This window comes from Leptothrix discophora, assembly GCF_030705305.1.
Classification (GTDB): Bacteria; Pseudomonadota; Gammaproteobacteria; order Burkholderiales; family Burkholderiaceae_C; genus Sphaerotilus; species Sphaerotilus discophorus.
Map to the genome: position 1 here is coordinate 13979 of NZ_JAUZEE010000001.1, position 23555 is coordinate 37533.

Annotated in this window: 24 protein-coding genes; 13 read left to right on the forward strand and 11 right to left on the reverse strand. The window is 69.7% G+C overall.

What is annotated here, in order from left to right:
• Nucleotides 1–2: 2 nt before the first annotated feature.
• From Q8X39_RS00065 to Q8X39_RS00105, 9 genes are all read right to left on the reverse strand, one after another.
• On the reverse strand, nt 3–1094 hold the full coding sequence (locus Q8X39_RS00065) for an NAD(P)/FAD-dependent oxidoreductase (protein WP_305747587.1): 1092 nt from the start codon (nt 1092–1094) through the stop codon (nt 3–5).
• Between the two features lie 29 nt (nt 1095–1123).
• Complete coding sequence (gene fdxA, locus Q8X39_RS00070) at nt 1124–1447, reverse strand: ferredoxin FdxA (RefSeq protein ID WP_305747588.1); 324 nt, start codon at nt 1445–1447, stop codon at nt 1124–1126.
• A gap of 99 nt (nt 1448–1546) precedes the next feature.
• Nucleotides 1547–2299 carry a uroporphyrinogen-III C-methyltransferase gene (gene cobA / locus Q8X39_RS00075; RefSeq protein ID WP_305747589.1) on the reverse strand — a complete coding sequence of 251 codons (753 nt, stop codon included), beginning with the start codon at nt 2297–2299 and terminating at the stop codon, nt 1547–1549.
• A 23-nt stretch (nt 2300–2322) separates the two neighbouring features.
• On the reverse strand, nt 2323–3654 hold the full coding sequence (locus tag Q8X39_RS00080) for a sulfate adenylyltransferase subunit 1 (RefSeq protein WP_305747590.1): 1332 nt from the start codon (nt 3652–3654) through the stop codon (nt 2323–2325).
• A 103-nt stretch (nt 3655–3757) separates the two neighbouring features.
• Nucleotides 3758–4732, reverse strand: coding sequence for a sulfate adenylyltransferase subunit CysD (cysD, locus tag Q8X39_RS00085; protein WP_305747591.1), 975 nt, complete (start codon nt 4730–4732; stop codon nt 3758–3760).
• Between the two features lie 31 nt (nt 4733–4763).
• Nucleotides 4764–5504 (reverse strand): phosphoadenylyl-sulfate reductase, encoded by a 741-nt coding sequence (locus Q8X39_RS00090; protein ID WP_305747592.1) that lies wholly within the window; start codon nt 5502–5504, stop codon nt 4764–4766.
• 17 nt (nt 5505–5521) lie between these two features.
• Nucleotides 5522–6064: a DUF934 domain-containing protein gene (locus Q8X39_RS00095; RefSeq protein WP_305747593.1), complete on the reverse strand. Its 543-nt coding sequence runs from the start codon at nt 6062–6064 to the stop codon at nt 5522–5524.
• A gap of 34 nt (nt 6065–6098) precedes the next feature.
• Nucleotides 6099–7808 (reverse strand): nitrite/sulfite reductase, encoded by a 1710-nt coding sequence (locus Q8X39_RS00100; RefSeq protein ID WP_305747594.1) that lies wholly within the window; start codon nt 7806–7808, stop codon nt 6099–6101.
• Nucleotides 7809–7869: 61 nt separating this feature from the next.
• A complete protein-coding gene (locus Q8X39_RS00105) occupies nt 7870–8661 on the reverse strand; it encodes a sulfite exporter TauE/SafE family protein (RefSeq protein ID WP_305747595.1) in 792 nt (263 codons plus the stop codon).
• A gap of 168 nt (nt 8662–8829) precedes the next feature.
• On the opposite strand from Q8X39_RS00105, the gene Q8X39_RS00110 reads away from it, so the two are divergent.
• Nucleotides 8830–9876 (forward strand): patatin-like phospholipase family protein, encoded by a 1047-nt coding sequence (locus Q8X39_RS00110; RefSeq protein ID WP_305747596.1) that lies wholly within the window; start codon nt 8830–8832, stop codon nt 9874–9876.
• Between the two features lie 21 nt (nt 9877–9897).
• On the opposite strand, the gene Q8X39_RS00115 is transcribed toward Q8X39_RS00110, so the two are convergent.
• On the reverse strand, nt 9898–10374 hold the full coding sequence (locus Q8X39_RS00115) for a DUF192 domain-containing protein (RefSeq protein ID WP_305747597.1): 477 nt from the start codon (nt 10372–10374) through the stop codon (nt 9898–9900).
• 113 nt (nt 10375–10487) lie between these two features.
• Between Q8X39_RS00115 and Q8X39_RS00120 the strand changes: the two genes are divergently transcribed.
• The 9 genes from Q8X39_RS00120 (at nt 10488) to Q8X39_RS00160 (ending at nt 18632) form a co-directional block, all read left to right on the forward strand.
• Nucleotides 10488–12938 (forward strand): heavy metal translocating P-type ATPase, encoded by a 2451-nt coding sequence (locus tag Q8X39_RS00120; RefSeq protein WP_305747598.1) that lies wholly within the window; start codon nt 10488–10490, stop codon nt 12936–12938.
• Between the two features lie 3 nt (nt 12939–12941).
• On the forward strand, nt 12942–13205 hold the full coding sequence (gene ccoS / locus Q8X39_RS00125; RefSeq protein WP_305747599.1) for a cbb3-type cytochrome oxidase assembly protein CcoS: 264 nt from the start codon (nt 12942–12944) through the stop codon (nt 13203–13205).
• Nucleotides 13196–14635, forward strand: a complete 1440-nt coding sequence (gene ccoN, locus Q8X39_RS00130) for a cytochrome-c oxidase, cbb3-type subunit I (RefSeq protein WP_305747600.1) — start codon at nt 13196–13198, stop codon at nt 14633–14635. Before ccoS ends, ccoN begins: the two co-directional genes overlap by 10 nt.
• Before the next feature lie 19 nt (nt 14636–14654).
• Nucleotides 14655–15299 (forward strand): cytochrome-c oxidase, cbb3-type subunit II, encoded by a 645-nt coding sequence (ccoO, locus tag Q8X39_RS00135; RefSeq protein ID WP_305747601.1) that lies wholly within the window; start codon nt 14655–14657, stop codon nt 15297–15299.
• A 10-nt stretch (nt 15300–15309) separates the two neighbouring features.
• Nucleotides 15310–15489 carry a cbb3-type cytochrome oxidase subunit 3 gene (locus tag Q8X39_RS00140; protein ID WP_305747602.1) on the forward strand — a complete coding sequence of 60 codons (180 nt, stop codon included), beginning with the start codon at nt 15310–15312 and terminating at the stop codon, nt 15487–15489.
• Nucleotides 15482–16423: a cytochrome-c oxidase, cbb3-type subunit III gene (ccoP, locus tag Q8X39_RS00145; RefSeq protein ID WP_305747603.1), complete on the forward strand. Its 942-nt coding sequence runs from the start codon at nt 15482–15484 to the stop codon at nt 16421–16423. Before Q8X39_RS00140 ends, ccoP begins: the two co-directional genes overlap by 8 nt.
• A gap of 67 nt (nt 16424–16490) precedes the next feature.
• Nucleotides 16491–17936 carry a cytochrome c oxidase accessory protein CcoG gene (ccoG, locus tag Q8X39_RS00150; RefSeq protein WP_305747604.1) on the forward strand — a complete coding sequence of 482 codons (1446 nt, stop codon included), beginning with the start codon at nt 16491–16493 and terminating at the stop codon, nt 17934–17936.
• 31 nt (nt 17937–17967) lie between these two features.
• The gene (locus Q8X39_RS00155) at nt 17968–18261 is read left to right on the forward strand and encodes a hypothetical protein (protein WP_305747605.1); all 294 of its coding nucleotides are present in this window, start codon (nt 17968–17970) and stop codon (nt 18259–18261) included.
• Complete coding sequence (locus tag Q8X39_RS00160; RefSeq protein ID WP_305747606.1) at nt 18258–18632, forward strand: hypothetical protein; 375 nt, start codon at nt 18258–18260, stop codon at nt 18630–18632. The genes Q8X39_RS00155 and Q8X39_RS00160 overlap by 4 nt, the downstream gene beginning before the upstream one ends.
• Nucleotides 18633–18792: 160 nt before the next feature.
• On the opposite strand, the gene fnr is transcribed toward Q8X39_RS00160, so the two are convergent.
• Nucleotides 18793–19539: a fumarate/nitrate reduction transcriptional regulator Fnr gene (gene fnr, locus Q8X39_RS00165; protein WP_305747607.1), complete on the reverse strand. Its 747-nt coding sequence runs from the start codon at nt 19537–19539 to the stop codon at nt 18793–18795.
• 163 nt (nt 19540–19702) lie between these two features.
• Here fnr and hemN point away from each other — a divergent pair, with 163 nt between their 5' ends.
• The 3 genes from hemN to icd all read left to right on the forward strand — a co-directional run bounded on the left by hemN (nt 19703) and on the right by icd (nt 23482).
• Nucleotides 19703–21181 (forward strand): oxygen-independent coproporphyrinogen III oxidase, encoded by a 1479-nt coding sequence (gene hemN, locus Q8X39_RS00170; RefSeq protein WP_305747608.1) that lies wholly within the window; start codon nt 19703–19705, stop codon nt 21179–21181.
• A 64-nt stretch (nt 21182–21245) separates the two neighbouring features.
• Nucleotides 21246–22040, forward strand: coding sequence for a sulfite exporter TauE/SafE family protein (locus Q8X39_RS00175; RefSeq protein ID WP_305747609.1), 795 nt, complete (start codon nt 21246–21248; stop codon nt 22038–22040).
• A gap of 188 nt (nt 22041–22228) precedes the next feature.
• On the forward strand, nt 22229–23482 hold the full coding sequence (icd, locus tag Q8X39_RS00180) for an NADP-dependent isocitrate dehydrogenase (RefSeq protein ID WP_305747610.1): 1254 nt from the start codon (nt 22229–22231) through the stop codon (nt 23480–23482).
• Nucleotides 23483–23555: the final 73 nt, after the last annotated feature.

Consider the following 23555-nt stretch of genomic DNA (forward strand, 5'->3'; position numbering starts at 1 on the left):
CTCTAGGGCGTGTCGCGGGCCGCGTGGGTGGCATCGACGCCCAGGATGCGCTGCAGGCGCGCGCTGCTGGTGGTGTATTCGAGGATGCGCGGCGCGTCCGGCCGCAGGCGGTGGGCGATGGCGTGTGCGGCCAGCGTCGCCTCGTGAAAGCCGCTGACGATCAGCTTGAGCTTGCCCGGGTAGCTGCAGACGTCACCGACCGCGTGGATGCCGGGCAGCCGGGTCTCGAACGTGGCCGGGTCGACGGGCACCTGCTTGCGGGCCAGGCCCAGGTCCCAGTCGGCGAGCGGACCCAGGCGCGGGTTCAGGCCGAGGCTGACGTGCAGCGAGCTGGCCGGCGCGGCGGGCGCGCTGCCGTCGGCCGCCATCCAGGCGATGCCGACCAGCCGGCCGGCGTCGTCCAGAAGGAGCGATTCGGGCTGGCCGACATGGCGGACGACGCGGCCCTCGGCGATCAGGCCTTCGAGGCGGGCGACGCGCGCGGCGCTGGCCGGATAGACCTCGCGGCGGTAGAGCAGGTGGACCACCGGCGCGCCGAGGTCGACCAGCGCGGTGACGGCGTCCAGCGCGCGGTCGTCGCCGCCGTGGACCCAGGGCACGGCGCCGATCGAATCGCCTGCACGCGGTTCGCGGTGCCAGACCTGGCGGCCTTCCAGCGCCTCGATGCCCGCGAGCTTGAGCCGCCGGGGCGCGAAGGCGCCGACGCCGGCGGCCAGCACCACGCTGCGGGCCAGCCAGACGCGGCCGGCCGCATCGCCCAGTCGCCAGCGGCCATCGGGCTCGGCGGCCAGCGCGACGATTTCCTGACCGAGCACGCAGCGCGGCTTGAACGGTTCGAGCTGGCGCACCAGCCGACCGACCAGCTCGGCCCCGCTGCAGGCCAGCAGGCCGGGCAGGTCATGGATGGGCTTGTCGGGGTAGAGCTCGGCGCATTGCCCGCCCAGGAAGGGCAGGGCGTCGACCACGGCGCAGGAGAGTTCCTGCAGGCCGAGCTGGAAGACCTGGTAGAGGCCGACCGGGCCGGCGCCGACGACGAGGCAGTCGACCTCGCCGGGCGTCGGTGGCGATGACGGCGCGGAGGTTTCCGGGGTCATCGTCGGGTCGGTCGGGACCGCAGCCCGATTCAGCGCTTGAGCTCGTCGAGCTTGTTCTTCACGTCCTTCCACTGCTCGGCATCGGGCAGGGCGGACTTGCGCTTGGTGATGCTGGGCCACTTGGGCGACAGCTCGGCATTGATCTTGATGAAGTGCTGCTGGTCGGCTGGCACGTCCTCTTCCGGGAGGATGGCGTTGACCGGGCACTCCGGGATGCAGACCGCGCAGTCGATGCATTCATCCGGGTCGATGACCAGGAAGTTCGGGCCTTCGCGGAAGCAATCGACCGGGCAGACATCGACGCAATCGGTGTACTTGCAGCGGATGCACGATTCGGTGACGACGTGGGTCATGTCAGAGGAGCTGGTTGCGTGTGAGGGGCCTGCCGGACCGGCCGGCGGGCAAGCGGGAGATTTTAAGGGGCCGGGGATGGCTCCCGGTCGTGGCGACGGTCATTCCTGGCGATGAACCGGGTCGGATGTCGCTGCGCTGGCATCCACCCCAGCATCGACCGGGCGGGCGCCGACGCCCACGGTCACCAGCGTCGGCCGGCCGGCGTGCCGCGTGACCGCCTCGGCCAGCGTGCCGACGCGGTGGTGGCTGACGCGTTCATCGGGCCAGCCCGCGCGCGAGACGACCAGCGCGGGCGTGTCGGCCGGCCAGCCGACCTCGGCCAGCTTGGCGCCCAGGGCATCGAGCTGCCGACCGGCCATGTAGAAGACCTCGGTGTCGGCGCTGCGGCGGGCTTCCAGCGCACCGGCCTGCGTCATGGCGGTGCTGAAGGCGACGCTGCGGCCGACGCCGCGCCGCGTCAGCGGGCACTGCGTGATCGCGGCAGCGGCCAGCGCGGCGCTGACGCCGGGCACGACCTCGGCGCCGATGCCGGCCTCGGCCAGGGCCTGGAGCTCTTCCTCCAGGCGCCCGAACAGGCTCGGGTCACCGCCCTTGAGGCGAGCCACCAGGCGCGCGCCGCGGGCGCTCTCGACCAGCAGCGCGTTGATGCGCGCCTGACCGGTGCTGTCGGCGCTGAAGCCACGCTTGCCGACGTCGATCCAGCGCGCGTCCGGTGCGGCCTCGGCACGCAGGGCCGGGTCGATCAGCGCATCGGCCAGCACGACATCGGCCGCGCGCAGCCGGGCCAGGCCGCGCACGGTGATCAGGTCGGCGGCGCCGGGTCCGGCACCGATGAAGACCACGCGGCCCATGGCGATCGACCCGGCCGGACGCCTCAGGCGGCGGCCTGCACCAGCAGCGCGCCGCTGGTGCGGTTGGTGGTCGGATCGACCACGATCAGCGCGCCGCCGACGCGGTTGGCCGCATAGGCCTCGACCGGCAGGGCCTGCTGGGTCTGGATCGTCACGTGGCCGATCTCGTTGACGCCGAGCTGGTGGGCATCGACCTCGTCGAGCGTGTGGATGTCCAGGCGGTGCGCGATCTCGGTGATGCGGGCCTGCACCCAGCGGTTGCCGTGGCGGACCCAGTACTTGCGGCCCAGCACGGCCGGCTCGGTGTCCAGCCAGGCCAGCGTCGCCTGGAACTCCTGCACCGTGCGGCTGCTGCCGGGGGTGAAGATCCAGTCGCCGCGCGAGACGTCGACCTGGCGGTCCAGCACGATGCCGGCGGACTGGCCGGCCTCGCAGGCGTCCACGTCCAGCCCGGCATGGCGCACGGCGGCGACGATGGCGGTCTCGCCGCTCGGGAAGATCTGCACCGTGTCACCGGCCCTGACGCTGCCGTGGGCGATGCGGCCCCACATGACGCGGTGCTGGTGGCCCACGCCGCCAACGGCGGCAACTTGACCATTCGCTTCGCCGTCGTCGCGGGCCACGTACTGCACCGGCACCAGCAGGTTGCCGTCGTGCGCCTCGTCGGTCACCGGCAGCGTCTCCAGCAGCTGCAGCAGGGTCGGGCCGGTGTACCAGTCCCAGTTGGCCGACGGCGTGGCGACGTTGTCGCCGCGCAGGGCCGACACCGGCACGATGCCCTTGACGGTGATGCCGGCCTCGGCCGCGAACTTCTCCAGCGCCGTCGACACAGCCTTGAAGGCCGCTTCGCTGCCGGCATCGATCGCGTCGAGCTTGTTGACCGCGAAGACGATGCTGGGCACGCGCAGCAGGCGAGCCAGCAGGCTGTGGCGGCGCGTCTGCGGCAGCAGCACGACATCGGGCACGGACGTGTCGAGCTTGGTGATGTCCACCAGCACGACCGCCGCGTCGGAGCCGGCCGCGGCCGTCACCATGTTGCGGGTGTACTGCTCATGGCCGGGGGCGTCGGCGATGATGAACTTGCGCGTCTTGGTCGCGAAGTACTGGTAGGCCACGTCGATCGTGATGCCCTGTTCGCGCTCGGCCTCCAGGCCGTCGGTCAGCAGCGACAGGTCGATCGGCGCGCCGGCCGCGCGCTTCTCCAGCGCGTCGAGCTTGTCGGCCAGGATGCCGCGGCTGTCGAACAGCAGCCGCCCGATCAGCGTGCTCTTGCCGTCGTCCACGCTGCCGGCGGTCAGGAAGCGCAGGGCCTTGTGGGCCAGCTCGGCGCTGGCATCGATGTGTGCAGGGTTCATGTCTTGTTCCATCTTCGTCAAGCCGCGTGCGCGGATCCGGCTCCGCCGGTCCGCTGCATGAGCCCCCTCGGGGGGCAGCGACCGGCAGGGCGCGTGGGGGCCGTCAGAAATAGCCTTCCTTCTTGCGGCGCTCCATCGAGGCCTCGGAGGTGCGGTCGTCCATGCGGGTCGCGCCACGCTCGGAGACCGTCACCTGCAGCGTCTCGGCGACGATGTCGGCGGTGGTGGCCGCGTCGCTCTCGACCGGGCAAGTGCAGGTCATGTCGCCGACGGTGCGGAAGCGCACGTCGACCGTCTCGACCACGTCGCTGGCGTCCGGCGGCGTCACGTCCGTGACCGGCACCAGCAGGCCCTTGCGGCGGTAGATCTCGCGCTTGTGGGTGTAGTAGATGTTGGGCAGCGGGATGCTCTCGCGGGCGATGTAGAGCCACACGTCGAGTTCGGTCCAGTTGCTGATCGGGAAGGCGCGGAAGTGCTCGCCCGGCTTGATGCGGGTGTTGAACAGGTTCCACAGCTCGGGGCGCTGCTCCTTGGGCTGCCATTGGCCGAAGCTGTCGCGGTGGCTGAAGATGCGCTCCTTGGCGCGCGCCTTCTCCTCGTCGCGACGGGCGCCGCCGATCATGCAGTCGAAGCGGTGCTCCTCGATGGTCTCCAGCAGCGTCACGGTCTGGTGGCCGTTGCGCGATTCCAGCGGGTGGGCCAGGCGGATCGTGCCCTTGGCGATCGAGTCCTCCAGGTGGCCGACGATCAGCCGCTCGCCCATCTCGGCGATGCGCTCGTCGCGGAACTGGATCACCTCGGGGAAGTTGTGGCCGGTGTCCACGTGGACCAGCGGGAAGGGCAGCTTGCCCGTGAAGCGCGGGCGTTCGCCAGGAGCGCTGACTCTGCGCTTGAAGGCCTTCTCCGCGAGGTGCAGCACCACGCAGGAATCCTTGCCGCTGGAGAACAGCAGGCCGGGGCGCTCGAAGGCACCGGCGACCTCGCGCAGGATGAAGATCGCCTCTTCTTCGAGGGCGTCGAGGTGGCGGTGGTCCACGTCGTGCAGCAGTTCGGTCATGGTCTTCGTCGGGGCGTTCATGTCTTCTTGATTCTGTTGGCGTCGCGCGGTCTCAGGCCTGGCGGGCTTCGGTCTGGTGGACGTGCAGGCCGCATTCCTTGGCGTTCTCGTCCTCCCACCACCAGCGGCCGGCGCGGAAGTCCTCGCCCACCGCGATCTCGCGGGTGCAGGGCGCGCAGCCGATGCTGGGCATGAACTGGTCATGCAGCGGGTTGTAGGGGATGCCATGGCTGGCGATGTAATGCCACACGTCGTTCCAGGTCCACTCGATCAACGGGTTGTACTTGGCGCGGCCGGCGTCGTCGGCCTCGACACGCAGCATGCCGCCGCGGTTGTTGGACTGCTCGCGGCGCAGGCCGGTGATCCAGCCGCCGCGTTGGGCCAGCATGCGCGACAGCGGTTCGAGCTTGCGGATGCCGCAGCAGGCCTTGCGCAGCGCGATGCTCTCGTACATCGCCTTCTCGCCGTGGTCGCGCACGAAGGTGATCACGGCCTCGTTCTTCGGCTCGTAGACCTCGACCTTGAGGCCTTGCGCGGCGTAGTGCGTCTCCAGCCGGCCGATCAGCGCGACCGTCTCGGCATGCAGCGCGCCGGTCTGCAGCGTGCCGATGGCGATGGGCAGGCCGTGGCGCTGGATCAGGTCGGTGACGACCATGTCCTCGGCGCCCAGGCTGGTGGCCTGGACGATGCGGCCCGGGTGGGCGGCGCTGGCTTCACGCAGCGTCTCGATGGCCTGCGCGAGCCGGTCTTCGTAGCCCGGTTTCTGGCGGGCGTAGAGGTCGATGGCACCCATGTGCTGGCTCCTTCGGGTCAGATGGCCGCGCCGGCGTTGACGAACTCGTCGCTGCCGGCCTTCCAGGCCTCGTCGGCCGGGCGCTTGAACAGCGGGCGGGTCTCGTCGACGTCGCCCTGGTAGTGGCCGCCGAAGAAGCCGAGCGCACGCTCGGCCGCGTCGACCGACTGGTCGTGGCGCAGCACGACCGCGTCGACGCCGCAGCGCTGCAGCAGCGGCAGCATGTCGACCAGCACGTCGCCACGGGCCCGCACCTCGCCGGCATAGCGGTAGCGGCGGCGCAGCAGGCGGGCCTGGCTGTAGGCCCGGCCGTCGACCCACTTCGGGAACTCGATCACGACCAGCGCCAGGCGCGGCAGGTCGGCCGCGAGGTTCTCGACGTCGTCGGTGTTGGCCAGGATCACGCCGGTGCGCAGGCCGGCCGGCCAGGTCTCGCGCACGGCATGCCATTGCTCCAGCGTGAGCAGCTGGCCATCGCGGGCGATCGGGTGCGGCGACGGGCCGTCCTCGCCGCCGACGGTGGTCCAGGCGGGGTCGTGGTGGGTGGTGATGAACTTCATGGTCGTGTGCTCGGTGTCGGGTGCGGGCCGTCGATCAGGCTTCGGCGCGGGCCGTCGAGGTGCGCTGGGCGTTGGCGGCGGCCTTGAACGGGTCGATGCCGAGGCGGTGCACCGCGTCGATGAACTTCTCGCCCGACTGGCGCTGCGCGCGGTAGGTGTCGAGGATGGCCTCGACCGCGTCGGCGATCTCGCTGGCCGCGAAGGACGGGCCGATGACCTTGCCCGGCACGGCCACCGGCGCGTGGTCGGAGCCGTCCGAGCCGCCGAGCGTGACCTGATACCACTCGGTGCCGTCCTTGTCGACGCCAAGGATGCCGATGTGGCCGCTGTGGTGGTGGCCGCAGGAGTTGATGCAGCCGCTGATGTGCAGGTCGATCTCGCCGATGTCGAAGACCTCGTCGAGGTCGTCGAAGCGGGCGGTCAGCTCCTCGGCGACCGGGATCGAGCGGGCGTTGGCCAGCGCGCAGAAGTCGCCGCCGGGGCAGGCGATCATGTCGGTCACCAGGCCGATGTTGGGCGTGGCGTAGCCGGCGGCCTTGGCGGCCTCGTACAGGGCCGGCAGGTCGCTGGCGACGACCCAGGGCAGCAGCAGGTTCTGGTCGTGCGTGACGCGCAGCTCGCCGCTGCTGTAGCGGTCGGCGAGGTCGGCGGCCAGGTCCATCTGGACGTCGGTGGCGTCGCCCGGCGCCTGCCCGGCGCGCTTGACCGACAGCGTCACCGCGCGGTAGCCCGGCACCTGGTGCGCATGCACGTTGCGCTGCAGCCAGCGGCGGTAGGCCTGCGGCGCGGAGGACTGCCCGGCGGCCGCTTCGGCATCGAACTCGGCCCGCGGCGCGACGCCGGCCGGGCGCACGAAACAGGCGTTGATGCGGTCGAACTCGGCCTGCGGGATGACCTGCGCGTCGGCGTCGGTGTCGTGCGTCAGGATGGCGCGGTACTCGGCCTCGACCGCGTCGAAGAACTTCTGCCCCTCGGCCTTCACCAGGATCTTGATGCGCGCCTTGTAGGCGTTGTCGCGGCGGCCGTAGCGGTTGTAGACCCGCACGATGGCTTCTAGGTAGACGAGGATCTGCTGCCAGGGCACGAATTCGCTGATCACGCTGCCGACGATCGGCGTGCGGCCCATGCCGCCGCCGACCTGGACGCGCAAGCCGATCTCGCCGGCCGCGTTCTTCACCAGCTTCAGGCCGACGTCATGCCAGCCGATGGCGGCGCGGTCCTCACGGGCGCCGGAGACGGCGATCTTGAACTTGCGCGGCAGGAAGGCGAACTCGGGGTGCAGCGTGCTCCACTGGCGCAGCAGCTCGCAGTAGGGGCGCGGATCGATCTCCTCGTCCGCCGCGACGCCGGCCAGTGCGTCGCTGGTGATGTTGCGGATGCAGTTGCCGCTGGTCTGGATGCCGTGCATGTCGACGGCGGCCAGGCGCTCCATCACGTCGGCGGCCTGCGGCAGCGGGATCCAGTTGTACTGGACGTTCTGGCGGGTCGTGAAGTGGGCGTAGCTGCGGTCGAACTCGCGCGCGATCTGGGCCAGCGTGCGCAGCTGGCGGCTGTTGAGCTCGCCGTAGGGCACGGCCACGCGCAGCATCGGCGCATGGCGCTGGATGTACCAGCCGTTCTGCAGGCGCAGCGGGCGGAACTCGTCGTCGCCGAGCTGGCCGGCGAGGTTGCGCGTGAGCTGGTCGCGGAACTGGGCGGCGCGGGCGCGCACGAACTGGCGGTCGAAGTCGGTGTACTGGTACATGGCGGTCGTCGGCGAGGGAGGCGGGACAGGGCGGCGGCACGTGCGGCCGGCAGCCGTGGAATCAGGCGATCAGCAGGATTTTCCGCGCCGCGAGTAGCAGCGCGCAGGACAGGGCCAGGCGGGTCCAGATGTCTGGCAGCAGCTTGGTCAGGCGTGCGCCGATCCAGATCGCGGGCACCGAGCCGGCCAGCAGCTCGATCAGCAGGGCCCAGTGGACGTTGCCCAGCGTGGCATGGCCGATGCCGGCCACCAGGGTCAGCGGCACCGCGTGGGCGATGTCGGTGCCCACCAGGCGCGGCGTGGGCAGGCGCGGGTAGAGCAGCAGGATCAGCGTGGCGCCGAGCGCACCCGCGCCGATCGAGCTGAGCGAGACCAGCACGCCCAGGATCACGCCGCACAGCAGCGTCAGCCAGGGCCGGCGCCGGTCGGTGATCCAGCGCTCCAGCCACAGGCCGACGCGGTGCCAGACCGGCCGCAGGATGATGGTCACCGCCGTCAGCACCAGCGCAATGCCCAGCGCGAAGCTCAGCAGGCTGTCGGCCTTCTTGGTGATGCCGACCATGTGCATCCACGCGGTCGTGCCGATCGAGGCCGGGATGCTGCCGGCCAGCAGCAGCGTGGTGATCTTGTAGTCGACGTGGCCGTGGCGGTGGTGGGCCCAGGAGCCCGAGACCTTGGTCAGGCCGGCGAACCACAGGTCGGTGCCGATGGCGACCGCCTTCTCGAGGTGGAAGACCGAGATCAGCAGCGGCGTCATCAGCGAGCCGCCGCCCACGCCGGTCACGCCGACGATCAGGCCGATGCCGAAGCCGCTGAGGATCGCCATCCAGTCGAAGGGGGGAAGCCAGTCCATGAATGCCAGTCGAGGTGTCGGGTCCGCCGGCAGCAGGCGCCAGTGGACAGGGTCGCGACTCTAAGGACAGGCTTCATATAAACAAACTACTTATTCAGATGATGCTTATGGGTCTGTGGAATATGTCGCCAGGACCGGCGCCCTGGCCGGCTCCCTAGAATTCGCGCCATGCCGACCCAGCCCCGTACCGACCTGTCGTTCCCGTCCCGCGCTGTCCGCCGAGTGTTCGCGGGCGCAGCCCTCGGGCTGACCCTGTTGATCACCGCTTGCGCGACCGCGCCGGGCGGCCCGCAGGCACCGGTCGTCCTGGGCGGCGGCACGGGCAGCCCGGTGCCGCCGGTGGAAGGCGGCGCGTCGTCGCCTGTTGGCGTACAGCCGACGCCGCCTGTTGGCGTCGAGCCGACGCCGCCGGTCGTCGTGGTCCCGCCGACCCCGCCCAAGCCACCGCGCATCGGCCTGGCCCTGGGCGGCGGTGCGGCCCGCGGCTTCGCCCACATCGGCGTCATCCAGGTGCTGGAGGAGAACGGCATCCGGCCGGACCTGGTGGTCGGCACCTCGGCCGGCAGCCTCGTGGCCGCGCTCTATGCGTCCGGCCACAACGGGCAGGCGCTGGCGAAACTGGCCGACACCATGGACGAGGCCACGATCACCGACTGGTCCTTCCCGCTGCGCGGCGTGATCCGCGGCGAGGCGCTGGCCCGCTACGTGCGCACGCAGACCGGCAGCCGGACGATCGAGCAGATGAAGATGCCGCTGGGCATCGTCGCGACCGACCTCGACGACGGCTCCGGCATCCTGTTCCGTCGCGGTGATGCGGGCACCGCGGTGCGGGCTTCCAGTTCGGTGCCGGCGGTGTTCCAGCCGGTCTCAATCGGCGGGCGCGAGTACGTCGACGGCGGCCTGGTCGCGCCGGTGCCGGTGCGCTACGCGCGCCAGATGGGCGCCGACCTGGTGATCGCGGTCGACATCTCCTCGCCGCCGGAAGGCGCAGCCACCGGCGATGCGATGAAGATGCTGTTGCAGACCTTCTCGATCATGGGCCGCAGCATCAACAGCTTCGAGCTGAAGGAGGCCGACATCGTGCTCAGGCCGAAGCTCACCGGCATTTCGAGCGCGGATTTCTCGGCCCGCAAGCGCTCGATCCAGGCCGGCCGCGACATCGCGCTGGGCATGCTGGCCGAGCTGAAGAACCGCATCCTCGCCAAGACCCGCTGACGCCGCAGGCCGGCGACGCGCTCACTTCCTGACGAAGGGCGCGCCGGCGATCAGGTCGCCGGCCTTGAAGCCGCGCTTGGCGAACCAGCCCTGGTTCATCTCCAGCGCATGGCGCACCGGTTCGCGCGGGCAGTGCGAGGCCTCGGTCTGCGGCGCCATGTCCTCGATGTTGACGATGCGCCCGTCGGCCGCCAGGAAGGCGATCGACAGCGGCAGCAGCGTGTTGCGCATCCAGAAGCAATGCATGTCCGGGCCCTCGAACACGAACAGCATGCCGTGGTTGGGCGGCATCGACGGGCGGTTCATCAGGCCGATCTGGCGCTGCTGCGGGTTGCCGGCGACCTCGGCCTCGATGCGGTGCATGCCCGCGCTCAGTTCGATCGTCGGCAGCTTCTGGACCTGGGCCAGCGCCGGGCCGATCGGGCTCAACGCCAGCGTCGCCAGCAGGGCGATCGAGGTCCGCTTCAACCGCTCGCGGAAGGTGTGGTGCAAGGGCATCTTGATACCTGTTGGGGTAGTCGTCTTGATCTGGATCATGTTGTACTGGCGGGACTGTTTCAGAATGCGCGACGAGGCCCCATCCGGGTCCTGCCGAGCCACCTTTCCGAGCCATGTCCGCACCTGCCGTACCCGCTGCCGACCCCTCGCTGCCCGCCCGTTCCGGCGCGCCCGTGGGGTTGACCGAGACACAGGTTGCCGCCGTGGACGCGCCGTCCTCGCTGGCGGTCTGCACGCAGTGGCTGGAGGGCCCTGAAGGCGCTCGCACCGGGCGGACCCGGCTGCTGCTGGGCGGGATTCATTGTGCCGCCTGTGCCGGCGTCATCGAGGGCGCGTTGCTGCGCGTCGACGGCGTGCGGCTGGCCGAGGTCAACGGTGCCGCCGAGCGGGCGGTGGTCGAATGGGACCCGGCCCGCACCCGCGTCTCCACCCTGATCGAGGCGGTGCGCGCAGCCGGCTACGGCGCGTTTCCCGACACCGGCGCCGAGGCCGTCGCGCTGGCGCGGCGCGAGTCGCGGCGGGCGATCTGGCGGCTCTTCGTCGCCGCCTTCTGCATGATGCAGGTGATGATGTACGCGACGCCGGCCTACGTGGCCGAGCCTGGCGACATCAGCGTCGACATGGTCCAGCTGCTGCGCTGGGCCAGCTGGGTGCTCAGCGTGCCGGTGGTGCTGTTCGCCGCCGGGCCGTTCTTCCAGGGCGCCTGGCGCGCGCTGCGCGAACGCCGCATCGGCATGGACGTGCCGGTCAGCCTGGGCATCGCCGTGACCTTCGTGGCCAGTTCGGCCGCCACCTTCGGCGGCCTGCAGGCCGCCAGCGTGTTCGGACGCGAGGTCTACTTCGATTCGCTGACCATGTTCGTCAGCTTCCTGCTCGCAGCGCGCCTGCTGGAGAGCCGCGCCCGCGCCCGTGCCGCGCAGTCGCTCGACGCGGTGATGCGCCGCCTGCCCGACGCCGTCGAACGCCTGCTGGCCGATGGCCGCGTCGAACGTGTGCCGGCCGCCGAACTGGTGCTGGGCGACGTCATCCGCGTGCATGCCGGCCAGGCCTTCGCGGCCGACGGCGAGGTGCTCGACGGTCGCACGCAGGTCGACGAGGCCATGCTGACCGGCGAGTCGCGCCCGGTCGAACGCGGGCCCGGCGATGCGGTGTCGGCGGGTTGCCTGAACCTCGGGTCGCCGGTGACGCTGCGGGTCACGCAGCTGGGCGCGCAGACGCGCTTCCAGCGCATCGTCGCGCTGGTCGAGCGGGCGCTGACCGAGCGGCCGTCCTTCCTCGTCAGCGTCGACCGCATCGCCGGACCCTTCCTGTGGGCGGTGCTGGCGCTGGCGCTCGGTGCCTACGTCGTCTGGCTGCAGATCGAGCCCGCTCGTGCGATCGAGGTCGCGGTGGCCGTGCTGATCGTGACCTGTCCCTGCGCGCTGTCGCTGGGCGCGCCGGTGGCCTGGCTGGCCGCCGCCGGCAACCTGGCCCGGCGCGGCGTGCTGCTGCAACGTCTCGATGCGCTGGAGGCACTGACCCGCGTGCGCCATGTCGTGTTCGACAAGACCGGCACGCTCACCGAGGATCGTCTCGCGCTCGCACTGGCTCAGCCGCTGAGCCAGCCGGACCGCCTCGATGCCACGCGCGTTCGCGCCATCGCCGATGCGCTGGCCGCGCGTTCGCGTCATCCCCTGGCCCGTGCGCTTTCAGCGTCGGCGGATGCCCATGCGTCGGCCGGTCTTCCCGCACTGGCCGACCTGATCGAGCAGGCCGGTGCCGGCCTGCAGGCCCGTGTCGACGGTCGGACCTGGCGACTCGGCTCGGCCGCCTGGTGCGGTGCCGATGAGGCCGGGGTCGAACGACCGGCCGTGTGGCTGGCCATGCAGGGCGAGGGCGACGCCCACGGTCCAGGCGAGCGGTGGCAGCCGCTGGTGCGCTTCGAGTTCGACGAGACCTTGCGAGCGGATGCCGCGGCGGCCGTCGCAAGCCTGCAGGCGGCGGGCCTGCGCACCCTGCTGCTGTCGGGTGACCAGCCCGCGCCGGTCGCGCGCATGGCCGCCAAGCTCGGCCTGGGCGGGCACCGGGCGCGCTGCACGCCGCAGGACAAGCTCGATGCCGTCGCCGTGCTGCAGGCACAGGGCGAAGCGGTGGCGATGGTCGGCGACGGCATCAACGACGCGCCGGTGCTGGCCCGCGCCGATGTCTCCATCGCCATGGGCAGCGCCGCCGCGCTGGCGCAGGCGCGGGCCGACGTGATCGTGCTGTCGGACCGCATCGGGGACCTGGTCGTGCTGCACGACACCGCCGTGCGCACCGTGCGCATCGTGCGCCAGAACCTGGCCTGGGCGCTGCTCTACAACCTCGTCAGCGTCCCGCTCGCGCTGGTCGGCTGGCTGCCGCCGTGGCTGGCCGGGCTGGGCATGGCGCTCAGCTCGCTGCTGGTCGTGCTCAACGGCCTGCGCCTGGCCCGTGACCGCGTGCGGTCGACGCCTGCCCACCCCCTGCCGGCCCAGGAGGCCGGTGCCGTTCGCGAAGCCGCGCTGGAGCAGCCGGCCGTCATGACCGCGACGTCCGGAGCCTGAACCATGGACATCCTCTATCTCCTGATCCCGCTGTCGGTGGTACTGGTCTTCGGCATCCTGGTCGTGTTTGCCTGGGCGCTGAAGTCCGGCCAGTTCGACGACCTCGAGCGTGAGGGCCTGAGGTTGCTTGGCGACGACACCTCGTCCGCTTCGACGGGGCGCGCCATCGGGGTTGATACGAATCAAGCGGCACGGGTGCGAAGTGACAAAGAATCCGCGCCGAACCAGACGATGAATGAGCTTCGAAGGAGCAATCAATGGCAGTGACAACACAGACGGCATCGCCCGTCTACAGCGACGGGGTGATCCGGCAGTTCGCCCTCGCCTCGATCCTGTGGGGGGTGGTGGGCATGCTGGTGGGCGTGATCATCGCGTCCCAGCTGGCGTGGCCCGAACTCAACTTCGGCATCCCGTGGCTCAGCTACGGGCGCCTGCGCCCGCTGCACACCAATGCAGTGATCTTCGCGTTCGGCGGCTGCGTGCTGTTCGCCACCAGCTACCACGTGGTGCAGCGCACCTGCCAGACCCGGCTGTTCCTGCCGGCGCTGGCCCAGTTCACCTTCTGGGGCTGGCAACTGGTGATCCTGCTGGCGGCGCTCTCGCTGCCGCTGGGCTACACCTCCGGCAAGGAATACGCCGAACTCGAATGGCCGATCGACATCCTGATCGCCGTCGTGTGGGTGTCCTACGCGATCGTGTTCTTCGGCACCGTCGGCATCCGCAAGGTCCGCCACATCTACGTGGCGAACTGGTTCTTCGGTGCCTTCATCATCGCCGTGGCCCTGCTGCACATCGTCAACAGCGCGGCGATCCCCGTCAGCCTGACCAAGAGCTACTCGGCCTATGCCGGCGTGCAGGACGCCATGGTCCAGTGGTGGTACGGCCACAACGCAGTGGGCTTCTTCCTGACCGCCGGCTTCCTGGGGATCATGTACTACTACATCCCCAAGCAGGCCGAGCGCCCGGTGTATTCGTATCGCCTGTCGATCGTGCACTTCTGGGCCCTGATCTTCACCTACATGTGGGCCGGTCCTCACCACCTGCACTACACCGCGCTGCCCGACTGGGCCCAGTCGATCGGCATGATCTTCTCGCTGGTGCTGCTCGCGCCGAGCTGGGGCGGCATGATCAACGGCATCATGACCCTGTCGGGTGCCTGGCACAAACTGCGTGACGACCCGATCCTGAAGTTCCTCATCGTGTCGCTGTCGTTCTACGGCATGTCGACCTTCGAGGGCCCGATGATGTCGATCAAGACGGTCAACGCGCTGTCCCACTACACCGACTGGACCGTTGGCCACGTGCATTCCGGCGCGCTGGGCTGGGTCGGCCTGGTGTCGATGGGCGCCCTGTACTACCTGATCCCGCGCCTGTTCGGCCGCAAGGAGATGTACAGCGTGCGTGCCATCGAGCTGCACTTCTGGGTCGCCACCATCGGCATCGTGCTCTACATCGCCGCGATGTGGATCGCCGGCGTCATGCAGGGCCTGATGTGGCGCGCCACCAACCCCGACGGCACGCTGGTCTACAGCTTCGTCGAGAGCGTCAAGGCGACCTACCCCTTCTACGTGATCCGCGTGGCCGGTGGCCTGCTCTACCTGGGCGGCATGCTGATCATGGCCTGGAACACCGTGATGACCGTGCGCAACGGTCGTGTCGAGCCCGCGCCCATTCCCCTGGCTGCGGCCCACGCCTGAGGCGCAAGGAGCACAAGACATGGCAAACACACACAAGCCCGCCAGCGGTCACGAGAAGATCGAGACCAGCAACTTCCTGATGATCGTGCTGGTCCTGCTGACCGTCATCTGGGGTGGCATCGTCGAGATCGTGCCGCTGTTCTTCCAGCGTTCCACGACCCAGCCGGTCGAGGGCCTGAAGCCCTACACCTCGCTGCAGCTGGCCGGTCGCGACGTCTACATCCGCGAGGGTTGCTACAACTGTCACTCGCAGATGATCCGTCCCTTCCGCGCCGAGACGCTGCGCTATGGCGACTATTCCAAGGCCGGCGAGTTCGTCTACGACCACCCCTTCCAGTGGGGCTCCAAGCGCACCGGTCCCGACCTGCATCGCGTGGGCGGCAAGTACAGCGACGACTGGCACCGCATCCACCTGAACAACCCGCGTGACCTGGTGCCCGAGTCCAACATGCCGGCCTATCCGTGGCTCAACACCGCCATGGTCAATCCGGCCGACATGGCGCCGAAGCTGAAGGCGCTGCGCGTGGTGGGCGTGCCCTACAGCGACGACGAGATCGCCAAGGCCGGTGACGAGGTCAAGGGCAAGTCCGAGATGGATGCCGTCGTCGCCTACCTGCAGGTGATGGGCACGGCTGCGGCCGCCGCCGCTGCCGCGTCGAAGTGAGGAGCGCGAGATGGAATCCGATCTCAACACCCTGCGCAGCCTCGTGACCCTGCTGTCGTTCGCGGGCTTCCTGGCCATCGTGGTCTGGGCCTACTCGCGCCGCAATCGCTCATCCTTCGACGAGGCGGCCCAGCTGCCTTTCCTGGACGAGCCCGCCCTGCAAGCCAACAAGGGAGCCACCCATGAGTGACTTCGTCTCCAGCGGCTGGTCGCTGTTCGTGGCCGGCCTCACCATCGTGGGCCTGCTGCTCTGCCTGGTCCTGCTGATCATCGCCAGCCGCCGTCAGGTGATGGCCGAGGACAACACCACCGGTCACGTCTGGGACGGCGACCTGCGTGAGCTGAACAACCCGCTGCCGCGCTGGTGGATGGGCCTGTTCGTGATCACGGTGGTCTTCGCCGGCCTCTACCTGGCGCTCTACCCGGGGCTGGGCAGCGCCACCGGCACGCTCAAGTGGTCCAGCGTCGACCAGCTCCAGAAGGAGCAGGACAAGGCCAGGGAAGCACTGGCCAAGGTCTATGCGCAGTTCAACGACCAGCCGGTCGAGGCCCTGGCCGCCAACCCGCAGGCCATGGGCATCGGCGAGCGCCTGTTCGTCAACAACTGCGCCGGCTGCCACGGCTCCGACGGTCGCGGCAGCAAGGGCTTCCCGAACCTGGCCGACGGCGACTGGCTCGGCGGTGACGGTGGCCTGGACTACATCGCCAAGACCATTGCCGAAGGTCGCCAGGGCATGATGCCCCCGATGGCTGCGGCGGTCGGCACGCCCGAGGATGTCAAGAACGTCGCCAACTACGTGCTGAGCCTGTCGGGCAGCGCGCACAACAACATCGCCGCCCAGCTCGGCAAGGCGAAGTTCGGTGCCTGCGCGGCCTGCCACGGTGCGGATGGCAAGGGCCTCCAGGCGATGGGCGCGCCCAACCTGACCGACAAGGTCTGGCTGCACGGCTGGGGCGAGGACGCCATCATCGCGATGGTCAACGGCGGCAAGACCAACGTCATGCCGCCGCACGCCTCGCGCCTGACCGCCGAGCAGATCCGCGTGCTGGCCGCCTACGTCTGGAGCCTGTCGCACAAGGGCCCGAAGACCGCCTCGGCCGACCTGGTCACCACCCGCCAGTAAGCTGGCCTCGGGCCTGATTGCGGTGACGCGGCCGGGCCCGTCCACTTGTGAAGTTCCGCCACCCCTCATGAACGACAGCCCTGCGCCGGCGACGGCGAAAGCCGATCCTTCGGTGAAGATGGTCTCTCTCTACGAGAAGACCCGGAAGATCTACCCGAAGGCCGTCACGGGCCTGTTCGTCAGGTGGCGCTGGGCGCTGGTCTGGCTGACCCAGATCGTCTTCTACGGGCTGCCGTGGTTGAGCTGGAACGACCGCCAGGCGGTGCTGTTCGACCTCGGTTCACGGCGCTTCTACATCTTCGGCCTGGTGCTCTATCCGCAGGACTTCATCTACCTGACGGGCATCCTGATCGTCTCGGCCTACGCGCTGTTCCTGTTCACCGCGCTGGCCGGCCGGCTGTGGTGCGGCTATGCCTGCCCGCAGACCGTCTACACCGAGATCTTTCTCTGGTTCGAGAAGAAGTTCGAGGGCGACCGCGCCGCCCGCATGAAGCTCGATGCCGGTCCCTGGACCTTCGACAAGTGGCGGCGCAAGGGCGGCAAGCAACTGGCCTGGATCGGCTTCGCGCTGTGGACCGGCTTCACCTTCGTCGGCTACTTCACCCCGGTGCGTGAACTCGCCGCATCGGCCGTGACGCTGGGCTTCGGTCCCTGGGAATGGTTCTGGGTCCTGTTCTACGGCTTCGCCACCTACGGCAATGCCGGCTACATGCGCGAGCAGGTCTGCAAGTACATGTGTCCCTACGCGCGCTTCCAGAGCGCGATGTTCGACAAGGACACGCTCATCATCACCTACGACGCCGAACGCGGCGAGCCGCGTGGCTCGCGCAGCAGGAAGGCCGATCCGACGACGCTCGGCCTGGGTGCCTGCGTCGACTGCAACCTGTGCGTGCAGGTCTGCCCGACCGGCATCGACATCCGCAAGGGCCTGCAGTACGAATGCATCGGCTGCGCCGCCTGCGTCGACGTCTGCGACAGCGTGATGGACAAGATGGGCTATCCGCGTGGCCTCGTGCGCTACACCACCGAGAACGGCCTGGCCGCCGGCTGGAACCGGGCCCAGATGTGGCGGCGGGCGCTGCGTCCGCGTGTGCTGGTCTACACCGCCATCCTGTTCCTGATCGTGGCCGCGCTGGGCACCAGCCTGGCGCTGCGCTCGCCCTTCAAGGTTGACGTGGTGCGCGACCGGGCCTCGCTGGCGCGCATCGTCGACGATGGCGCGATCGAGAACGTCTACCGGCTGCAGGTCATGAACACGACCGAGTCGACGCAGACCTACCGCATCGAGGCTGGCGGCATCGAGGGCCTCAGGGCCACGCTCGACGGCGACCTGCGGGTGGGCCCGGCCGAGGCCCGCTGGGTCACCGTCGAGGTCCGGCTCGACGCGATGCATGCCCAGCGTGCCGGCTCCGGCAGCCACCCGATCCACTTCGACGTCCAGCGCCTGCCCGAAGGCGATGCCACGGCTCCCGTCAGCCTGCGCGAGAAGTCCACCTTCCTGGTGCCGCGCTGAGCGCGTCCCGCCGATCTTCAGGAGATCCACGATGTCCGCTACCCGTCCTGCCGTGAACGCGCCCGCTGCCGATCCGTCCCAACCGGGCCGTGACTGGTGGCGCGAGCCGATGATGTGGCTGGTGCTGGGCGGCCCCGCCGCCGTGATCGTCGCCGGCTTCGCGACCCTTGCGATCGCGATCACGCACCCCGATCCGGTGCTCGACACCCATGCCTCCAGCCAGGCCGCCGACGACGTCGACACGGCGCCCCATGCCGGCAACCTGCCGGCCATGCAGGCCCGCAACCATGCGGCGACGGGCGGCAAGCCCGCAGGCGACAAATGAACGCGAAGCTCGGCTCCGACGCGCCGGACGGCGCAGCGGACAGCGACTTCGACAGCTCCGAGCTGGGTGTCCCGGACGCAGCCGGCCCGACCGGCGCGGCCTTGTCGGGTTTCGGCCGCCGCGCGCTGGCCGTGCTGTGGCCGGCCTTCCTGATGGCCGGCGTGCTGGAGATGCTGGTGTTCGCCTTCGTCGACCCGCAGGCGCTGCACTGGCTGGGCGGGGCAGCGGTCGACATGGACCGCAAGGCGGTCTACTCGATCGCCTTCTTCCTGTTCTGGGTCGTGCTGGGCCTGTCCGGCGCGATCACCCAGCTGCTGCTGCGCGAACCCCTCGCCGAAGGCGAACTCGCCACCCGGCGGCGCTTCCCCTGAAGCGGGCATCGTCCGATGCAGACGTGAAAACGGCGACCCGCGGGTCGCCGTTCTGGATGCTGTGACGCGGTCAACGCCCGCCAGCCGGCGCCGGGCCGCCCCAAGGCGGCTGGCACCCCCTCGGGGGGTGGTCCCGGTAGGTCCGGGACCGGGGGCAATATCAGCAGGCGGCGCCGTTGACGACGCGTTGGAGCGCGTCCTGATCGAGGATCCGGATGTCGCGCTGCTTGACTTCGAGGATGCCCTCGTCCTGGAACTTCGAGAAGGTCCGGCTGACCGTCTCCAGCTTCAGGCCCAGGTAGCTGCCGATCTCCTCGCGCGTCATGCGCAGGACCAGCGCCGAGGCCGAGAAGCCGCGCGCCTGCAGGCGTTGCGTCAGGTTGAGCAGGAAGGCGGCCAGGCGCTCCTCGGCGCGCATGCTGCCCAGCAGCAGCATCACGCCGTGGTCGCGCACGATCTCTCGGCTCATGATCTTGTGGAACTGGTGCTGCAGCAGCGTGAACTCGCGCGACAGGTGCTCCAGCTGGCCGTACGGGATCATGCAGACCTGCGAATCCTCCAGCGCCACGGCATCGCAGGAATGGCGGTCGTTGCTGATGCCGTCCAGGCCGATCAGCTCGCCGGCCATCTGGAAGCCGGTGACCTGCTCGCGGCCGTCCGAGGCCGAGACGACCGTCTTGAAGAAACCGGTGCGCACGGCGTACAGGGCAGCGAAGTCGTCGCCGGCATGGAACAGCGCCTCGCCGCGCTTGACGCTGCGGCGCGTGCTGACGAGGGTGTCGAGCGAGGTCAGCTCGTCCTCGGACAGCCCGACGGGCAGGCACAACTCGCGCAGGTTGCAGGCCGAGCACGCCACCTTCAGCGCATTGAGCTGGGACGACGGGGTGGCGGAGGCTTCGTGGATCATGGTCCGGTTCCTGTTCGGTGGCGCACGCGCCACAGTATGCACGCCCAGCGCGCGACGCTTGGGTTGATACGGGTCGGGATGAAGGAATTCTTGATGAGGCCCCGCGCACTGGGCTTGAGGCAGGTCAAGACCGGACGGCTGCGGCGCGGCACAGTGGCGCTCCATGCACACGATGATCTCCGGTCAGGTGTCGCCCCAGGGCGTCACGTCCCTCCCGCTCCAGGCCTTCGACGCCGCTGCGGACGCCACGACCCAGGCGCCTGCGCTGAGCGACGAGCTGCTGCGGCGCATGGACCGGCCGGGACCGCGCTACACCTCCTACCCGACCGCCGACCGCTTCGTCGAGGCCTACACCGCCGACCACTACCGCCAGGCGCTCGAACAGCGTGCCAGCGGCGCCATCGGTGCCGCCGGCGGGCCGCTGTCGGTCTACGTGCACGTGCCGTTCTGCGAGTCGGTCTGCTACTACTGCGCCTGCAACAAGATCGTCACCAAGGACCACGGCCGCGCCAGCGCCTACATCGACGCGCTGGCCCGCGAGGCCGGGCTGGTCACCGACGTGCTGGGCCGCGGCCACTCGGTCACCCAGCTGCACTTCGGTGGCGGCACGCCGACCTTCCTCGACGACGGCGAGCTCGACCGCCTGATGGGCATCCTGCGCCAGCACTTCATGATCGAGCCGCGCGGCGAGTACTCGATCGAGATCGACCCGCGCACCGTCACCCGCGCACGCCTGAGGCACCTGGCCGACCTCGGCTTCAACCGCCTGTCCTACGGCGTGCAGGACTTCGATGCAGATGTGCAGAAGGCCGTGCACCGCGTCCAGCCCTTCGAGCAGGTCCAGGCCCTGATGGTCGATGCCCGCGACCTCGGCTTCCAGTCCATCAACGTCGACCTGATCTACGGCCTGCCGCGCCAGACGCCCGAGAGCTACGCGCGCACCATCCGCCAGGTCGCCTCGCTGCGGCCGGACCGCATCGCGATGTACGGCTACGCCCACCTGCCGCAGCGCTTCAAGCCGCAGCGCCGCATCGTCCCGGACGAGCTGCCCAGCGGCGCCGACCGCATCGGCATGCTGTCGCAGGCCATCAGCGGCTTCATCGCGCACGGCTACCAGTACATCGGCATGGACCACTTCGCGCTGCCCGAGGATTCGCTCGCGCAGGCCAAGCGCCAGGGCCGGCTGCATCGCAATTTCCAGGGCTACAGCACGCAGGCCGACAGCGACCTGATCGCGCTGGGCGTGTCGGCCATCGGCCGGGTCGGCGCGACCTACAGCCAGAACGCCAAGACGCTGGACGAGTACTACGACGCGCTCAACCGCAACGAGCTGCCGATCGTGCGCGGCCTGGCCCTGACCCGCGACGACCTGGTGCGCCGGGCCGTGATCATGGCCATCATGTGCCACGGCAGGCTGAGCTTCGAATCGGTCTCGCTGGCCCACCTGATCGACGTGAAGACGTATTTCGCGGCCGAGCTGGACGCGATCCGCGAACTCGCCGACGACGGCCTGCTGAGCCTCGACGCCGACGGCTTCGAGCTGACGCCGCTGGGCTGGTACTTCGTCCGTTCGGTGGCCATGGTGTTCGACAAGCACCTGCGGGCCGACCTGTCGCGCGAGCGCTTCTCGCGCGTGATCTGAGCCCCGTCCGCACCAGCCACCCGGCGCGCGCCATCGGGCCGGCCGGGCCGCTAAGCTGCCGCCCATGAGCCTCACCCTCGCTGCCGCCGCCGCCCTGATGGGCCTGGCCGGCTCGCTGCACTGCGCCGGCATGTGCAGCGCGGCCTGCACCGCCGTGGCGGGTCGCTGCACCCCGCAGCGGCCGGGGCAGGGCACCACCGCAGTGCTGGCCGGGCGCCTGGTCGCCTATGCGGCGGCCGGCGCGGCCGTGGCCTCGGCTGCGGCCGGCCTGCGCTGGCTCGGCGAGGGCGTCGGCTGGCTGCGGCCGGTCTGGTCGGCTCTGCAGATGGCCTTGCTGTTCCTTGGCCTGTGGCTGCTGGTGCGTGGCCGCATGCCGGCGGCGGTGCAGGGCTGGATCGAGTCGCTCGGCCAGCCGCGCACGCCCGATCAGGTCGGCGAGGGTGGCTGGCAGCCCGTGCGCCTGGAGCGACGCCTGGATGGCGGCCTGAAGGCCGGTGCGCTGGGCCTGCTCTGGCCGGTCATCCCCTGCGGCCTGTTGCACGGCGCGCTGCTGGTGGCCTCGATGGCCTCGGGCGCGCTGGCCGGGGCGGGTGTCATGGCCGCCTTCGCGCTGACCAGCAGCGTCGGCCTGGTCGCCGGTCCGGCCTTGTGGTTCCGCCTGCGCCCCTGGCTGCGCAGGCGTCGGGCGGACGCCGCGATGGCCGATCCGGCCGGACCGGCTGGACCGGCTGGTGGCGTCGCGTCGCTCGACGACGGCGGCGCGCTGGCCCTGCGTCTGGCCGGCGCGATGCTCGTCGCCAGCGTCGGCTGGACCCTCGGCCACGGCCTGCTCGAACCCCTGCAGGCCTGGTGTGCCTGAGCACGACAAGCCTGACGCGTGCTCGACCCGGGCCTGATCCACGCGTCCACGGCGGGCACGTGACTTGCACGCTCTGCGCCCGCGCATCGTGTGCAGGGCAACGGCCTGTCAAGTCCATGACAGAGTGCCTGACCTAGAATCGCTTTCCCCTGAGAAACCACCCTACCGAATCACACGGAGTCGGCCACATGTACCAACACATCCAGGTGCCCGCCGGGGGCCAGAAGATCACCGTCAACGCGGACTTCTCGCTCAACGTCCCCAGCAACCCCATCATTCCCTACATCGAGGGTGACGGCACCGGTTTCGACATCACGCCCGTCATGCTGAAGGTGGTCGACGCCGCCGTCGCCAAGGCCTACGGCGGCGCCCGCAAGATCCACTGGATGGAGATCTACGCCGGCGAGAAGGCTACCAAGGTCTACGGCCCGGACGTGTGGCTGCCCGCCGAATCGCTCGAGGTCCTGAAGGACTACGTCGTGTCGATCAAGGGCCCGCTGACCACCCCGGTCGGTGGCGGCATCCGCTCGCTGAACGTCGCGCTGCGCCAGGAACTGGACCTCTACGTCTGCCTGCGCCCGGTGCAGTACTTCAAGGGCGTGCCCTCGCCGGTGAAGGAACCCGAGAAGATCAACATGGTCATCTTCCGCGAGAACTCGGAAGACATCTACGCCGGCGTCGAGTGGGAAGCCGAGAGCGAGAAGGCCAAGAAGGTCATCAAGTTCCTGATCGAGGACATGGGCGTCAAGAAGATCCGCTTCCCCGACACCTCGGGCATCGGCATCAAGCCCGTCTCGCGCGAAGGCACCGAGCGCCTGGTGCGCAAGGCGATCCAGTACGCGATCGACAACGACAAGCCCAACGTGACCATCGTGCACAAGGGCAACATCATGAAGTTCACCGAAGGTGGCTTCCGTGACTGGTCGTATGCGCTGGCCCAGCGCGAGTTCGGCGCCGAACTGATCGACGGCGGCCCGTGGTGCAAGTTCAAGAACCCGAAGACGGGTCGCGAGATCACCGTCAAGGACTCGATCGCCGACGCCTTCCTGCAGCAGATCCTGCTGCGCCCGGCCGAGTACAGCGTGATCGCCACGCTGAACCTCAACGGCGACTACATCTCCGACGCGCTGGCCGCCCAGGTCGGTGGCATCGGCATCGCCCCCGGCGCCAACCTGTCGGACTCGATCGCCTGCTTCGAGGCCACCCACGGCACCGCGCCGAAGTACGCCGGCAAGGACTACGTCAACCCCGGCTCCGAGATCCTCTCGGCCGAGATGATGCTGCGCCACATGGGCTGGACCGAAGCCGCCGACCTGATCATCGCGTCGATGGAACGCTCGATCGCCAGCAAGAAGGTCACCTACGACTTCGCCCGCCTGATGGACGGCGCGACCCAGGTGTCCTGCTCGGGCTTCGGCCAGGTCATGATCGACCACATGTGATGCCCGCATGACGCATCACGGGACGTCCCCGGACGTCCCGCGTGGCGGTTCCAGGAACCCCGGTTCGTTGATT

Excerpts from the sequence above, each read along its gene's own strand:
- Q8X39_RS00080 (WP_305747590.1), bottom strand. The coding sequence starts at position 3,654 with ATGAACCCTGCACACATCGATGCCAGCGCCGAGCTGGCCCACAAGGCC.
- cobA (WP_305747589.1), bottom strand. The coding sequence starts at position 2,299 with ATGGGCCGCGTGGTCTTCATCGGTGCCGGACCCGGCGCCGCCGACCTG.
- fdxA (WP_305747588.1), bottom strand. The coding sequence starts at position 1,447 with ATGACCCACGTCGTCACCGAATCGTGCATCCGCTGCAAGTACACCGAT.
- hemN (WP_305747608.1), top strand. The coding sequence starts at position 19,703 with ATGCACACGATGATCTCCGGTCAGGTGTCGCCCCAGGGCGTCACGTCC.
- ccoO (WP_305747601.1), top strand. The coding sequence starts at position 14,655 with ATGGCAAACACACACAAGCCCGCCAGCGGTCACGAGAAGATCGAGACC.
- icd (WP_305747610.1), top strand. The coding sequence starts at position 22,229 with ATGTACCAACACATCCAGGTGCCCGCCGGGGGCCAGAAGATCACCGTC.
- Q8X39_RS00140 (WP_305747602.1), top strand. The coding sequence starts at position 15,310 with ATGGAATCCGATCTCAACACCCTGCGCAGCCTCGTGACCCTGCTGTCG.
- Q8X39_RS00160 (WP_305747606.1), top strand. The coding sequence starts at position 18,258 with ATGAACGCGAAGCTCGGCTCCGACGCGCCGGACGGCGCAGCGGACAGC.
- ccoP (WP_305747603.1), top strand. The coding sequence starts at position 15,482 with ATGAGTGACTTCGTCTCCAGCGGCTGGTCGCTGTTCGTGGCCGGCCTC.
- Q8X39_RS00115 (WP_305747597.1), bottom strand. The coding sequence starts at position 10,374 with ATGCCCTTGCACCACACCTTCCGCGAGCGGTTGAAGCGGACCTCGATC.
- fnr (WP_305747607.1), bottom strand. The coding sequence starts at position 19,539 with ATGATCCACGAAGCCTCCGCCACCCCGTCGTCCCAGCTCAATGCGCTG.
- Q8X39_RS00105 (WP_305747595.1), bottom strand. The coding sequence starts at position 8,661 with ATGGACTGGCTTCCCCCCTTCGACTGGATGGCGATCCTCAGCGGCTTC.
- Q8X39_RS00090 (WP_305747592.1), bottom strand. The coding sequence starts at position 5,504 with ATGGGTGCCATCGACCTCTACGCCCGCCAGAAACCGGGCTACGAAGAC.
- Q8X39_RS00100 (WP_305747594.1), bottom strand. The coding sequence starts at position 7,808 with ATGTACCAGTACACCGACTTCGACCGCCAGTTCGTGCGCGCCCGCGCC.
- ccoG (WP_305747604.1), top strand. The coding sequence starts at position 16,491 with ATGAACGACAGCCCTGCGCCGGCGACGGCGAAAGCCGATCCTTCGGTG.
- Q8X39_RS00065 (WP_305747587.1), bottom strand. The coding sequence starts at position 1,094 with ATGACCCCGGAAACCTCCGCGCCGTCATCGCCACCGACGCCCGGCGAG.
- Q8X39_RS00120 (WP_305747598.1), top strand. The coding sequence starts at position 10,488 with ATGTCCGCACCTGCCGTACCCGCTGCCGACCCCTCGCTGCCCGCCCGT.
- Q8X39_RS00110 (WP_305747596.1), top strand. The coding sequence starts at position 8,830 with ATGCCGACCCAGCCCCGTACCGACCTGTCGTTCCCGTCCCGCGCTGTC.
- Q8X39_RS00175 (WP_305747609.1), top strand. The coding sequence starts at position 21,246 with ATGAGCCTCACCCTCGCTGCCGCCGCCGCCCTGATGGGCCTGGCCGGC.
- Q8X39_RS00155 (WP_305747605.1), top strand. The coding sequence starts at position 17,968 with ATGTCCGCTACCCGTCCTGCCGTGAACGCGCCCGCTGCCGATCCGTCC.
- ccoS (WP_305747599.1), top strand. The coding sequence starts at position 12,942 with ATGGACATCCTCTATCTCCTGATCCCGCTGTCGGTGGTACTGGTCTTC.
- ccoN (WP_305747600.1), top strand. The coding sequence starts at position 13,196 with ATGGCAGTGACAACACAGACGGCATCGCCCGTCTACAGCGACGGGGTG.
- cysD (WP_305747591.1), bottom strand. The coding sequence starts at position 4,732 with ATGAACGCCCCGACGAAGACCATGACCGAACTGCTGCACGACGTGGAC.
- Q8X39_RS00095 (WP_305747593.1), bottom strand. The coding sequence starts at position 6,064 with ATGAAGTTCATCACCACCCACCACGACCCCGCCTGGACCACCGTCGGC.